The following is a 13,711-nucleotide window of genomic DNA, read 5'->3' as shown; positions in this document are numbered from 1 at the left end:
GCCGGCCGCGCGCCGGCCCTCGCGCAACGGCGACGCGGTGTTTTCCGCCGCCTGGGTGCTTCACCAGGGGCGCCCGGTTTTTCGGGGCTCGGCGGCGCGTCCGTAGCGCATCCTGTCCCTCCCCGCTACCCGCTCCCGTTTCCGATCGCGAATGGACATAATGGACATCATGGACATGATGGACATGGACCCCATGCATGCCGGCTGATCCCGTCTATATCGAACGGCCCGAAAGTTCCGGCGCACGCGCGCTGCACCTGGCGAATATCGTGTTCACGGCGATCGTCGGGCCGCTTGCCGGCGTCGTATTGATCGCGTTTGTCGCGTACCAGATCATTTCGGCGACGCTCCCGCAGCTCGATACGCTGTCGGATTACCGCCCCAATCTCGTCACGCGCGTGTTCGACGTGAAAGGCCGGTTGATGGGCGAATTCCGTTACGAAAACCAGCGGCGATTTCTTGTGCCCGTTTCCGAGGTTCCGCAAACGATGATCGACGCGTTCGTCGCCGTCGAGGACGAACACTTCTTCACGCACGAGGGGCTCGACTACGCGGGCATCGCGCGCGCGGCGTGGGAAAACCTGCGTCGCGGGCAGACGACGCAGGGCGCGAGCACCATCACCATGCAGGTGTGCCGATCGCTATTGCTCACGCGCGAGCGCACGTACACACGCAAGCTGAAGGAGGCGATCCTCGCCTGGCGGCTGGAGCGGCGCTTCACCAAGGAGGAGATTCTCTATCTCTATCTGAACGAGATCTATTTCGGCCACGGCGCGTACGGCGTCGCGGCCGCGGCGGATACGTATTTCGGCAAGGCGCCGGCCGACCTGACCCTCGGCGAGGCCGCGCTGATCGCGGGTTTACCGCAAGCGCCGAGCCGCTACGACCCGTTCCGCCGGATGGATTCGGCGCTCGCGCGGCGAAAGCACGTTCTTTCCCGCATGGCCGAAACCGGAAAGATCGACCGGGCGGCGGCCGAGGCCGCGGCCGCGGAAGATCTCGCGCTCGTGGACGACGCCGATCCGAACCGCGAGGTTGCGCCGTGGTTCACCGAGCATGTGCGCCGCTACGTGATGAAAAAATACGGCGCCGAGCCGGTGCTGAAAGACGGCTGGGACATCCACACCACGTGCGATCTGGACTTGCAGGACGCGGCCGTTGCGGCGCTGCGGGCGGGCCTGCACGAGATTTCGGATCGGCAGGGATACCGGCCGGAAAAGCGCGTGGCGAAAAGCGACTTTGAAGCCTTCGACGCTGCGCTGGCGCGCGGGCGCGGCGACAGACCGATCGCCGACGGGCGACGCTTTCGCGCGCTCGTGGTTTCGTCCGGCGATAGCGCGGCCGATGTCCGGATCGGCGGCGACACGCTGACCGTGCAAAAGACGGGCATCGCGTGGATCAAGACCGTCGCGCGCAGGAACGAGGCGATCCGCAAGGGGCCGTTCGCGAACGTGGCGCACGTTCTGCGCGAGGGCGACGTGACGTACGTGCGCGTCACGGATGCCGCGCATCGCGTGGGTGAGGTGGATCGCGCGCCCGCGGCGCAGGCGGCGCTCGTCGCGATGGACCCGGCGACGCGCGAGGTGGCGGCGCTCGTGGGCGGGTATTCGTTTGACGACTCGGAGTTCAACCGGGCGCTCCAGGCGCACCGGCAGCCGGGTTCGAGCTTCAAGCCGATCGTGTACGCGGCGGCGCTCGACGCGGGCATGACGCCGGCGACGCGCATCATGGACACCGCGCTCGTGTTCGCGGACGGCTGGCGGCCGCGCAACTACAGCGGCAGCTTCTCGGGCGAACTGACGCTGCGCGAGGCGCTGACCAAGTCGATCAACACGGTCACGGTGCGCACGGCGCAGGCGATCGGGCCAGGCTACATCGAGCGCTACGCGCGGCGACTCGGGCTTGCCAGCCTGGCGGGCTCGGACCTTTCGATGGCGCTTGGCAGCTACGAGGTGATCCCGATCGAACTCATCAACGCCTACGCGGTGTTCGCATCGGGCGGGCTTTATTCCGAGCCGATTTTCGTGCGGCGCATCGTCGGCCGCGACGGGGAGCCGATCGAGGAAAACGTGCTCGGCGACGCGGTCCGGGACGCTGAGCCGCTCGCGAACGTGCCCGACGTGCGCGTGGCCGATCTGGCCGAGCCGGAGGAACTCGCCGAGGGCGCGCCGGCTTTGGCGTACGCGGGCGACAACCCGGCGCAAAAGGCGTTTCTGGATGACTTCGGCATCGACATTCGCATCAAGGGCCTGGTCGAGAAGCCGCATCCGCGCCCGCCGGATCTGACCGACGTGCCGCTCCCGCGTTACGAGCGCGGCGACGACGGCCGCATCGTGGCGCGCCGCGTGATCGGCCGCGATACGGCGTTCCTGTTGACGAGCATGCTGAACTCCGCGGCCAGCCGCGGCACCGGCGCGCGCAGCAACGCGCTATCGCGCACGCTCGCCGGCAAGACGGGCACGACCAACAACAACGTGGACGCGTGGTTCATCGGCTTTTCGCCGCGTCACCTCGCGGGCGTGTGGGTGGGGCACGACGCGGGCGCCAAATCGCTCGGCCCCGGCGAAACGGGCAGCAAGGCGGCGCTGCCGATCTGGATCGCGTACATGAAAACGGCGCTCGCGGACGCGCCGAACGAGCCGTTCGCGGTGCCGGGCGGCGTGGTGTCGGCGCGCATCGACCCGGCGACGGGGCTTCTCGCCTGGGAAGGCCAGCCCGACGCGGTGACGGAATATTTCGCGGCCGACACCGTGCCCGAGCAGATGGCGCCTTCGCCGGATGAGCCGGACCCGGAAAAGTTTTTCGAGATGGACTTCTAGAATTGGGAATGGCGAATTGGGAATTGCGAATGCCATCGCAAGACGCCATCGCAACACGCGGTTTTCTGTCGAGCGGCGCCGCGATATAGCATTCCCAATTCGCAATTCCCAATTCGCAATTCGCAATTCGCGATTTTCATTCCCAATTGACGCGGTGTCAAAACAGCGGATTCGATTTCGGGAATATGTTGTTCACCTGCAACCAGTGCACCGGCTTTTCCTCGCGCGATTTGGCGAACTCGCGCGTCAGTCCAAGGCACAACAGCGTTTCGCCGCCGCGCAGCAATTCCTGGACCGCGTCGACGCGCTTGCGGTCGATGGTCGCCAGGTCGTCCTTGTAAAAACGAAGGTCCGTCACGCTGAGATTCAGCGGATTCCCGTTGGCATCCAGGTGCAACCGCAGCGAGGGCTGACCGCTGCGCTTTTCGATACGCAGCACGGGCGGCGACGCGGGCGCGTAGCAACCGAGCGAAAACGTTCCGCGTCCCGGCTCGACGACCGCGTTTCGCTCGACGATCGTCAGATATTTTCCGAACAGCACTTGCAGTCGGCGTTGCTTGATCGCATCGAGCCGTTCCCACAAGTCGTCCGGCGAAACCGTGCCGGCCAGATACGCCGCGCGCGGCTCAAACAGCCAGTCCTCGACGTGCGGCGGCGGTTCGTGGCGCGGCGTGGCATAGTTCAGCACGATCTTCGCCCCGAGCGAAAAGATCCCGCCGCGCGACAGCAACATCTCGGCCGGAAGATTGCGCCGCGCGACGCACGGGCGCACATGTTCGCCCGTCACCATGTCGATGCCCGCCGCGCAAAAAGTGTCGTGGTGCATGCGCGTGAGATGCGTGATGAGGATTTTCATCGGCGGCGCCCATAGCCTCGCGATGCGATCACAGATGAATCGCGCGAACGTTTTTCCAGTGTTTTGCCAGATATTCGCACACCAGCCGGCGATGGCAACGGTCCGGCTCGTATTCGCTGCATAGCAGCGCGGCGGGGACGCCAAACAGCGCGCGGTCGAGGTTTTTTTCAACCTTGCGCTCCGCGAGCAGGGCGTTGAAGCGCCGCTCGTATTCGGACCAATCGCCCTTTTTCTTCTTGAAATCGTCGAGGATGTCCTGCGTCGGTGACAGAAGCGGCTCGTGGACGTATTCGATATCGGAGACGCGGCGAAGAAAAAACGCGAGGTCGTCTTTCTTGGCGAACGCGGCGAGTTGCGACGTGTTGTTCAGGCGGATGTCCACCACGCGACGCACGCCGGCGCGCTCGAGCGTTACGAAGAAGTCCTCGGCGGTTCGCCGCGTGAAACCGATCGTATGGATGTCCACGTTTCGTCCTTCTCCTTCGCGCTTGGGGCGAACAGCGCGAGTTGGCTTTGGTCGCGGTCGATGTCGCGCGTCGAATCGAGGCGGCCGTCGCCCCGGATGTGCCGCGCGCACGCGCCTTCGCTTTCGAGCACGCGCGTCACGAGCAAATGGCGATGGCATATGGCGGGGTCTTCCTCGCTGCACATGAGGGCGACGCGCTTTTTCGCCGCGAGCGCGGCGACCCGCGACAGACCGTCGCGAAAATACGCGGCGCGCGCGACACGGCCGTACACGACCTGCCCGCGCTCGTTGTAATACTCGTCGTCCTCGGGCCGGCCACCGAGCGTGTCGCCGAAAAACTCGTACGCCACCTTGACGCGCGGCAACGAATGTTCGAGCGCGCGGCGGTCGAAGTGCGGGGAATACTTCGAATACGGCGCGCTGCGCACATCGGCGACGACATCGATGCGATGCCGGGCGAGCAGGTCCGCGAAGTGTTCGAAGGCGTGATTCGAATGGCCGATGGTGTAGATCTCAACGGTCATGAGGGGAGAATAAACGAAAAGGCTGGAAGTCTGAAAGACTGTTTTCGAATTGGGAATTGCGAATGGGGAATTGGGAATGCCATCGCAACGTCATCGCGTGGTTTACAAGCATACCCAATTCGAAAATTCCCAATTCCCAATTCGATTCATTCCGCGCTCCGCATTCCGCATTCCGCAATCCTGCCCAGAGTTTCCCACGTCACGTTGAGCCCGAAGCAAAAGCCGCCTCGCCGCTCGCCTCGGCGAACGGTGATGGCGATAAACCACGGGACAAACAGCGTCATCGCAAGGCTCGGCAGCGGGTCGCTCCAGCGGTGCACGTCGGGGATCGCGCGCGGGCGCGACGCGAAGACGCGCGCCAGGCGCGCGAAGAATCCGCGCCCGGGCCGCAGCATCAGCATCGCCCAGATGATCGCGACAAACAGCGTCTTCGTGCGCACGCCGGCGCGGGCATGCGGGATGTGCGCAAGGTCTTCGCCGTCGGCCGCAAGCGGCGAGAGCGAGACCGGCGCGGCGTCGATGGCGCGGGCGCCCGTGGCGATGCGTTCATAGAGCGCGACAAAATCGACGCCGGCGGCAAGGCCGGTTTGCAGCGCGGGCGTTGGTCGCGGGTTCGCGTCGATGATGAAACACGCGCCCGTCGCGCGATCGCGCAATACGTCGATCGACAAAAAACCCGTCCAGCGCAAATGCGCCGCGAGCGCCATGGCGGCCGCTTCCGCGTCCGGCGCGTCGGCCGACTCGCGTTCGAACGCGGTTCCGCCCTCGTCTGGCACCATGCGGACGGGTCGATACGTGACACGGCCCAGCGTCTCGCCCTCGTCGGCGATGAGCAGGATGTAGAGCGGATCGCCGTCGATGTGCTCCTGCACGATCGGCCGGCGCTCGCCGGAAAGCGCGAACGTGTTCACCAGCCTTCGATGCGCGAAAATAAGTTCGTCGCGGCCGCGTGCGACGGAAAGGCCGAGCGCGTTGTTGCCGTCGGGCAGTTTCACGACGGCGGGATAGCGGATCGATTCGGCGACGCGCGCAAGCCCCTCGTCGTCCGCGGGCTGATGCGTCGCGGGGGTGTGCAATCCCGCGGATTCAACGATGCGCGCGAGCCGCGCCTTGTGATGCACCGCGCGCATCGCGCCGATATCCATGACAGCGAGGCCCGCGTGCGTGGAAAGCTCGTCGCGCATCGCGGACAACGCGAAAACGTCCTCGAAGGTGGGGACAAGCAGATCGTATCCGCCGTTCGCGACCTCGCGACGCAGCCACGCGCAATACGCCTCGGGCGCGTCGCCGGGGGGCGGGCAGATTTTTCGCACCGCCGCGTGGCGCGACCAGAGCCCGGGCGCAAGGCGCGCCGAGTCCGCGGCGGTGACGGCGTACCCGCGGCCGGCCAGCGCGCGGATCATCGTAAGCGCGTGCGGGATGCGCGCGTTGGTGACGAGCGCGCGTCTCATACCATCGAGAAGTCGGTGAACAGCGGCCTCGCGCGCAGGGTCTCGCGCGTCGCCTCGAATCCCGACGTTCCCGGCAGAAGATAGAGCCGGCTGACGGACTGCGTTTTCGTGAGCGGCGCGGCGGCGTGGCGCAGCGGATCGTTGTCGGCGAACGCCGTCCAGAGCGTGAAGTGCCTGCCCGCGCGGCGCACCTGGTTGACGCACGCCTTCAGAAGCGGCGTCAAAAGCGACTCGCGCCCGGGCCGCGCGGCGAGGTGCTTGACGTACACGGCACGCATCGGCTCACCCAGGCGCGGCGGCGCGGGGATGGGCAGCGCCCTGGCGAGAACGCGAGCGCCGGCCGCGCCGGCGCGAAACGCAAAAGGCCAGGCGTAAGGCACGTAGCGGCGCACCGCTCCGTCGTCCCACAACCCGGCGAGCGCGACGATGCGGCCGGCCTCGCGCACAACGCGGATGTCCTCGCAGGCATATCCGATACTCGCCGCCATCATGCCGTCCCATGTCTGGGTATTCACGACCGGCGCGAGGTTGTAGCCCGCGTAGTGCCCGGCGAGCAGGTCGACGATCTCGTCGCGATCCGCCGCGCTCGCGCGCTCGACCGCGAGGCGCGGATCGCGATACGGGCGATAGAGCGACAGGTGCGTCAAGGCGAAATCGCCCGCGACAACGCCGCCCTCCCAGATATCCTTGGTTTCGCGGATCCCCGTTTCGGCCTTGACGTTGCCGCGCAGGATGTAGCCGATCGTCATGTCGAACACCGCGCCGGGAAACTTTTCCATCAGGTGCACCGCGAGCTTCGTGGCGATGCCGCGCCGCTGGAAATCCGGATGCACGCGCCCGTCCTCCGGGCGCGCGATCGTGACGGGGCGGCCGTTAAACAGGACGCGCTGCGTCGCGACCATCATCACCCCGACGATACCGCGGCCGGTTTCGTCGTCCACGGCGACGGCGGCGACCCAGCTTCCCGCGCGTTCGGCCTCCTCGCGCTGCCCGTCCGTCGGATCGGGCACGCCCTGCACGCCGAAGAGATTGTAGAAGCGGAGATAGTCCGGCGCGCGGTCGATGGCGACGGTGATCTCGCCTTTCATCGGGCACGCGAGCGAAAGGCGGCAGAGTTCGTCGTTGTCCGCGGGGTCGATGAGGCGGTAGAGCATGGCGGGCGACAGATTACAGGCGAAGGCGGGGAACGGGAAATATGGACTTGATGGACAGAATGGACATGATGGACACAATGAACGCAAGGAAACACCGGCATGGCGAATGACGATATTCCCGCGATGATCCGCGCGTACGCGCACGAGAGCGCCGGCGCGCTATCGGCGTATTTCGACGCGCATGCCAGGGACGTGGCGCGCGTGGCCGAGGCGATGGCCGATTCGCTGGCCGCCGGCGGGCGGGTGCTGTTTTTCGGCAACGGCGGCAGCGCGGCGGATGCGCAGCATCTGGCCGCGGAGCTGACGGGGCGCTATCTGCGTGATCGCGCGCCGCTTTCCGGCATCGCGCTTACGACCGACACCTCCGCGCTCACCGCGATCGGCAACGACTACGGATTCGACGAGGTGTTCGAGCGGCAGGTGCGCGCGCTGGGGCGCAAGGGCGACGTGGCGATCGGCATCTCCACGAGCGGCAACAGCCCGAACGTGCTCAAGGCTCTCGCGTCGGCGCGGGCGATCGGCATGATCACCGTCGGCCTCGCGGGGCGAGACGGCGGACAGATGAAGGACGCGTGCGATCACCTGCTTGTCGTGCCGCGCAAGGAGACGCCGATCATTCAGCAGGTTCACATCACCATCGGACACCTGCTTTGCCAGCTCGTCGAGGACGCGCTATTTCCGGCCCAATCGTGAGCGACAAGCGCTTCGATTTTTCGCGCATCACGCGCCAATCGCTCGACACGCGCGAATCGCTCGTGGATATCGCGCAGCGCGCGAAACCGCACGCCGCGGGCGGCACGTTCGCCGCGTTTCTCGACGGCCTGCCCGACCAGCTCGCGGCGCGCGACCTGCGCCGCGCGGTGGACGCCGTCGCCAAGGCTTTTCGCGACAAGCGTCCGGTGATTCTCGGGCTTGGCGCGCACCCCATCAAGGTGGGACTGGCGCCGGTCTTGATCGACCTGGTGCGCCGGGGGATCGTCACGGCGATCGCCGGCAACGGCGCGCTCGTCGTGCACGACTACGAATGCGCCGTCGCCGGCAAGACGAGCGAAGACGTCGCGGAGGCGCTCGACGCGGGCACATTCGGGGTGACGCTCGAAACCGGCCGCGATCTGGCGCGTTTTATCGCCGAGGGCGATGCTGCGGATCTTGGCCTGGCCGAATCGGTCGCGCGTGGACTGATCGATTTGGCTCCCGCGCATCTGGATCAGAGCCTGCTGGCGGCTTGCGTCGAGGCGGGGGCGACCGCGACGGTGCACGTGGCGATCGGAACCGACGTGACGCACCTGGCGCCCGAGCTGGATTTCGGCGCGCTCGGCCGCGCGGGCGGGCGCGATTTCGCGCGTTTCTGCGCCGTCGTGGAGGATCTCGAGGGCGGCGTCTACTGGAATCTCGGCTCCGCGGTGGTGATGCCGGAGGTATTCTTGAAGGCGGTGGCCGCCGCGCGCAACGTCGGCAAGGCGCTCGCGTCGATCACAACGATCAACATGGATTTTCTGCGTCACTACCGTCCGCTGACGAATGTGGTGGACCGGCCGACGCGCAAGGGCGGTTTCGGGTGCCACATCACGGGGCACCACGAAATCATGGTCCCCCTGTTTTCGGCGGCCCTTGTGGAAGCCATCGAAAATAGGGGATAACATAGCCGTTCGTCTTGGGATCAACAGCATTTTCATGATTCCCGGCCCCCGGGGGTTCGGGGCGAGATTCGATTTCCATGGCTAAACGCGTCCTCGTCGGCGAAGCGAATTACAACGAGTTCGAGGTCTTAAACGACCTTCTGACCGCCCGGGGCTACCAGGTGACGTGGCTTCGGAACGGCAAGGACGTGACGAGCCAGTTCGTCGACGTCAATCCGGACCTCATGATCCTGGACGCCCTGCTTCCGGGCATGACGGGCCTGAAGATCACGCAGCAGGTCAAGGCCACCGATGTCGGCAAGGATGTGAAAATCATCCTGATGTCGAGCGTCTACAAGCAGTTCAAGGAGCAGTACGAGTCGCGCGCGAAGCTCGGCGTGGACGCCTACACCGAAAAACCGGTGAACGTGGGCGAACTCGAGCGCCTGCTTCAGGAGTTGATGGGCGAGGAGCCGGGGTCCGCGGCGACCGTCCGCGGCAACGGCCAGGCCGGCGTGCGGGCCGTCATCGAGGAGACCGACGGCGAGGACGAGGCGATCGACGCGCGCAAGCTGGTGGGCGTCGAGGGTTCGCTCGCGGAGACGTCGTTTCCGAAGTTGCTTTTTTATTTGCACCGGTTTTCGCGCACGGGCGCGCTTCGCATCGACCGCGCGTCGGTGAGCAAGGTCATTTATTTCCAGTCCGGCCTGCCGGTGCTGGTGTCGAGCAACCAGAGCCACGAGAGCCTGGGGCGGTTTCTGGTGCAGAAGAAGGCGATCACGATCGAGCAATACAACGCATCGCTCGAACAAATCCTGAAGACGGGCCGCCAGCACGGCGAGGTTCTGCTCGAGATGCAGGCCATCACGCCTCACGACCTTTACCGCGGCCTGTACGACCACGTCGTCGAAAAAGTGTTGTCGGTGTTCGCGTGGGAAGACGGGCACTACCGCTTCCAGTCCGGGCGGCTCGAGATCAACCAGAACTTCACGATCAACATCGATCCCGTCCAGCTTGTCTACAAGGGCATCAAGCGGCATTTCCCCCTGACGCGCCTCGAGAGTTTTTTCAACGAATACAAGAACCGGCGGCTGGTGCGCGTGCCGGAGGCGTTCGTGCCGGATCGCGCGTTCGGTTTCGGCCCGCAGGAGTCGCGCTTTCTGACGCTCATCAACGACAGGCGCACCGTCGGGCAGATCGTCGCGCGCAGCAATCTTTCGCTGGCCGAGACGTTCCAGGCGCTTTATCTGCTGCTCGTGGTGGAGTCGATCCGTTTTCGCGGCTCGCCGTTCGCCTACGCGCCCAAGCCCGACGCCGCGCGCGACTTCGCCCGTTCCGCGGAGCGCCGCCGCAGCGCACGCTCCGTGGCGCCGGCGGTCAGCGACGACGAGCGCCTCGCGCGATTCCAGGCGGCGGTGGACCGCTCGTTCGACGGCCTCGGCGAGCTGAACCATTACGAGCTTCTCGGGGTGCCGCGCGACGCGGGCGTCGATCAGGTGAAGGCGGCGTATTTCATGCTTTCAACGCGCTTTCACGATCACAACATGGTCGGCCGCTCCGGCGCGCAGACTAGGCGGCGCGCGGACGCCATCTTCCAGGCGCTCACGAACGCGTACGTCACGCTCATCCAGCCGGACTCGCGGCGGGCGTACGACCACAGTCTGGCGACGGGGACCGCGCCGGAAACGCACGCGGAGGAATTGCCCGAGCTTCGCCACGATCCGCTCGATAGGGGCGACGGCGCCCGCATGTCCGCGTTTCATCCGTTGTTTCCCGAGGAGACCCAGGTCGCCGCCGGCCTTTTCGACGAATCCGGGTCGCTCGCCGAGCCCGCGCCGCTCGACGAGGCGGCGGCGGACGAAGCGGATGTCGGTAACGCGGGCGTGTTCGACGAACACCTCTCCGGCATCGAAGAGCTTTGGGGCGCGGGCGACGACAGGCTGCACGAATTGCCGAAGATATCGCCCACGCTCACCGGCGAGGGCGACACCGACGAAAGCCCCGGGCAGATCGCCGCGGGCATGGGTGAGATGCTCAAGGCCGAGCTGGCCTTTCAGCAGGGCGAGGACGCCCTGCGCGACCGCGACTACGAAGCCGCCGAGAACGCGTTCCGCGCCGCGCTCGAAATCGCGCCGAACGAGGCGGAGTACCACGCGTATCTCGGTTGGGCGATGTTCCGCCGCGATTCGAGGGACGGCGCGCGCGTGAGCGAGGCGGAAGAGTTCATCGACAAGAGCCTCAAGATCAACCCCACCCTCGACGCGGCCTGGTATTTCCTCGGCATGATCGCGGCCGATCGCGGCGAGCGCGACCGCGCTCGCGAGTTGCTGCACAAGGCGCTGCAGAACAATCCCGACAACGAGGACGCGTCGCGGGCGATCGCCGACATCGCGAAAGGCGGCTGATGCCCTCGGGACGCAAGTCGATCCTGGTGGTGGAACACGTCGAGAGCGAACGCCGGGAACTTGCGGACGCGCTCGCCGCGCTGGGCTACGAGGTCGAGGCGGCGGGCACGGATTCGGACGCACTGCGCGCTTTTGAAAACCTGCGGCACGACGTGGTCATCGTCGAGGTGCTTTTGCCCGGCGTCGGCGGCCTGGCCCTTGGCGGGCTCATCAAGGAACGCGCGCCGGATCAGGTGCGCGTGATCGTGACCTCGAAACTTCAGGCCAGCCGCAACGTTCGCGACGCGGCGATCCGCCGGCATGGCGCCGACGCGTTTTTTCAAAAGCCGTTCGAAATCGCCGATCTGGCCGCGACGGTGATTGACTTCATCGGCCCGGGCGAACGCCCTCCCGCGCCCGAGGAGGCGCCCGCGCCGGAGCCGCTCGAGCGCGGAGCGCTTTCGCCGCCGGTCTTTGCCGATCTGCTTGTCCGCCTTGCGCAAGGCGCGTTTTCGGGCGCGCTGCGCGTCGCCTCCCCGGAGGGCGCCAAGGAGCTGGTCTTCGACGAGGGCACGTGCGTCGCCGTGCGTTCAAATATCCGCGACGAGGCGCTCGGGCGCATTCTCGTCGCCGAGGGGACGCTCGATGAGGCGACCTATCGCGACATCGTCGAAGAATGCGCGCGCACCGGGCGAAAAGCGGGCGCGGTGCTCGTCGGGCGAGGCGTGATGACCGCCCAGGAGCTGACCGCGAGCCTCACCCGACAGACGCTCGTGAAGGCGGCGAACGTTTTTTCGTGGCGGGAGGGCGAGTGGCGCCTTGCACCCGCGAGCGAACGCCCGGCGCGAAACGCGAATTTCGAGGCGCGCGTCGAAGACATTCTTCGCCTCGGGCTCGATCGATTCGCTCCGGCCGACGCGGCGGACGCGCTTTCCGCGCGGCTGTCGTCGCTGACCGGCGGCGCGGCCCCGCTCGGAGCGGGGGCGCCGGCGGAATCCGTCGGGTTGCTGATCCGGGAAATCGACGACCTTGCGCCGCGTCTTGACGATCTGTCGTACTTCGAACTGCTCGGCCTGCCGGAATCGGCGACACGCGCGGACGTGGAGCGGGCCTTCGCGGAGCGCGACGCGCGTTTCGAGGCGGCGACACGCACGGCGATCCTGCCGGCGCCGGTGCGGCGGCGGGCTCGCGCGATTCGCGAGCGCCTGCGCGAGGCGATCGACATGCTGCGCGACGACGGCGCGCGCCGCGTGTACCTGAAACTTCTGGTGCGCCGCGGATCGCCCGTGCCGCCGGCGCCGGCACAAGGCGCGATGACGGCGGAGGCGTGGTTTCAGCGCGGGCTGCTGGCGTTTGGGCAGCAGAACTGGGCCCTGGCCGCGGACGCTTTCCGCCGGGCGGTGGACGACGACGCGGATACGGCCGAATATCATGCCCGTCTGGGGGAAGCCCTGTTTCGCCTTGCGACCGCGCCGGCGCCGGATCTGGCGGACGCCGAGCGGAATCTGGCGCGGGCGGCGCGGCTTTCGCCGAACAACGCCGAATACGCGTGCCGGCTGGGCGAGGTGCTGCGTCACGCGGGCAAGGACGCGGCGGCGGCGCGGGAGTTTCGGCGCGCTCTCGCGATCGAACCGTCGCATGACGGCGCGGCGCGGCAGTTGCGCGCGATGAAGGACGCCGCGGCGGCCGGCGAGGGCGGGCGATGAGCTTGGTTTTGGCGGGCGCGCCGTATCGCGGCGCCCTTGAGATTCAGATTTGCATTGACGTTTCGCGGCGATCGCGAATCGGGGGCCTCACTGATGGCGGATAAGACAAAGGACCTGGCCGTCTATGTGGCGGATCACGACGGCGGATACCTCGATCTCGTGCGCGTCCAGCTCGAAAACGCGGGGATGCGCGTCAAAACATTCGGGAAGCGGCGCGATCTGATGGAGCAGCTCGAGGCGGACCTCGCGTCGGGCTCCCTGCCGCGGGTGCTTCTGCTGTCCGCGCTTCTTCCGGACGGCAGCGGCCTTGAGCTCTCCAAGAAGCTGAAGGAGCATCGCAAACTGCGGGCGATCATCATTGCGATCGTCAGCGCGGTTCAACGCGGCCACCGGTTTTCGGTCGAGGCGCGCACGCGCTTTCTGGCGGACCACTATCTGGAGCAGCCTCTCGACTACAAGGCGATACCGGAGATCGTCTCGAAGATCGCCGAGGGCGCCTCGGCCGAATCGTTCGAGGAAGAGGCCAAAACGAAAATGGACGCGGGCGCTTCCGAGGCGAAAACCGAAACGCCCACCCGTGGGCGGCGCGCCGGCCGAAAAGACAAGACGCCGCCGAACGGTTCGGCCAAAAGAACGCCCGCCGCGGACGGCGCGATCGACGACAACATCCGCCGCGCCGCCGCGGACGCCGCGGCCCGCTACTCCGGAACCGGAGGCCGCGCGCAACCGACG

10 protein-coding genes are annotated in these 13,711 nt (G+C 66.7%); 6 read left to right on the top strand and 4 right to left on the bottom strand.

Annotation, left to right across the window (positions count from 1 at the left end):
- The first annotated feature begins 197 nt into the window (after positions 1–197).
- Positions 198–2,819: a transglycosylase domain-containing protein gene (locus tag K8I61_07400; protein MBZ0271847.1), complete on the top strand. Its 2,622-nt coding sequence runs from the start codon at positions 198–200 to the stop codon at positions 2,817–2,819.
- 157 nt (positions 2,820–2,976) lie between these two features.
- On the opposite strand, the gene K8I61_07395 is transcribed toward K8I61_07400, so the two are convergent.
- The 4 genes from K8I61_07395 to K8I61_07380 all read right to left on the bottom strand — a co-directional run bounded on the left by K8I61_07395 (position 2,977) and on the right by K8I61_07380 (position 7,270).
- The gene (locus K8I61_07395) at positions 2,977–3,675 is read right to left on the bottom strand and encodes a hypothetical protein (GenBank protein MBZ0271846.1); all 699 of its coding nucleotides are present in this window, start codon (positions 3,673–3,675) and stop codon (positions 2,977–2,979) included.
- Positions 3,676–3,703: 28 nt separating this feature from the next.
- Positions 3,704–4,300: a DUF488 domain-containing protein gene (locus tag K8I61_07390; protein MBZ0271845.1), complete on the bottom strand. Its 597-nt coding sequence runs from the start codon at positions 4,298–4,300 to the stop codon at positions 3,704–3,706.
- A gap of 511 nt (positions 4,301–4,811) precedes the next feature.
- A complete protein-coding gene (locus K8I61_07385; GenBank protein ID MBZ0271844.1) occupies positions 4,812–6,116 on the bottom strand; it encodes an ATP-grasp domain-containing protein in 1,305 nt (434 codons plus the stop codon).
- A complete protein-coding gene (locus K8I61_07380) occupies positions 6,113–7,270 on the bottom strand; it encodes a GNAT family N-acetyltransferase (protein ID MBZ0271843.1) in 1,158 nt (385 codons plus the stop codon). Before K8I61_07380 ends, K8I61_07385 begins: the two co-directional genes overlap by 4 nt.
- Before the next feature lie 123 nt (positions 7,271–7,393).
- Between K8I61_07380 and K8I61_07375 the strand changes: the two genes are divergently transcribed.
- From K8I61_07375 to K8I61_07355, 5 genes are all read left to right on the top strand, one after another.
- Positions 7,394–7,963 (top strand): D-sedoheptulose 7-phosphate isomerase, encoded by a 570-nt coding sequence (locus tag K8I61_07375; GenBank protein MBZ0271842.1) that lies wholly within the window; start codon positions 7,394–7,396, stop codon positions 7,961–7,963.
- On the top strand, positions 7,960–8,910 hold the full coding sequence (locus tag K8I61_07370; GenBank protein MBZ0271841.1) for a deoxyhypusine synthase family protein: 951 nt from the start codon (positions 7,960–7,962) through the stop codon (positions 8,908–8,910). The genes K8I61_07375 and K8I61_07370 overlap by 4 nt, the downstream gene beginning before the upstream one ends.
- 77 nt (positions 8,911–8,987) lie before the next feature.
- Complete coding sequence (locus K8I61_07365) at positions 8,988–11,294, top strand: response regulator (protein MBZ0271840.1); 2,307 nt, start codon at positions 8,988–8,990, stop codon at positions 11,292–11,294.
- Positions 11,294–12,979: a response regulator gene (locus K8I61_07360; protein ID MBZ0271839.1), complete on the top strand. Its 1,686-nt coding sequence runs from the start codon at positions 11,294–11,296 to the stop codon at positions 12,977–12,979. Before K8I61_07365 ends, K8I61_07360 begins: the two co-directional genes overlap by 1 nt.
- A gap of 93 nt (positions 12,980–13,072) precedes the next feature.
- On the top strand, positions 13,073–13,711 hold a 639-nt coding region (locus K8I61_07355), incomplete at its 3' end, for a response regulator (protein ID MBZ0271838.1).

This window comes from bacterium, from assembly GCA_019912885.1.
Classification (GTDB): domain Bacteria; phylum Lernaellota; class Lernaellaia; order JACKCT01; family JACKCT01; genus JAIOHV01.
This window is presented reverse-complemented; position numbering and strand designations above follow the sequence as displayed.

Coding starts and splice junctions, on each gene's coding strand:
- K8I61_07375 (MBZ0271842.1), top strand. CDS start 7,394: ATGATCCGCGCGTACGCGCACGAGAGCGCCGGCGCGCTATCGGCGTAT.
- K8I61_07380 (MBZ0271843.1), bottom strand. CDS start 7,270: ATGCTCTACCGCCTCATCGACCCCGCGGACAACGACGAACTCTGCCGC.
- K8I61_07400 (MBZ0271847.1), top strand. CDS start 198: ATGCCGGCTGATCCCGTCTATATCGAACGGCCCGAAAGTTCCGGCGCA.
- K8I61_07390 (MBZ0271845.1), bottom strand. CDS start 4,300: ATGCCATCGCCATTTGCTCGTGACGCGCGTGCTCGAAAGCGAAGGCGC.
- K8I61_07385 (MBZ0271844.1), bottom strand. CDS start 6,116: ATGAGACGCGCGCTCGTCACCAACGCGCGCATCCCGCACGCGCTTACG.
- K8I61_07395 (MBZ0271846.1), bottom strand. CDS start 3,675: ATGAAAATCCTCATCACGCATCTCACGCGCATGCACCACGACACTTTT.
- K8I61_07360 (MBZ0271839.1), top strand. CDS start 11,294: ATGCCCTCGGGACGCAAGTCGATCCTGGTGGTGGAACACGTCGAGAGC.
- K8I61_07365 (MBZ0271840.1), top strand. CDS start 8,988: ATGGCTAAACGCGTCCTCGTCGGCGAAGCGAATTACAACGAGTTCGAG.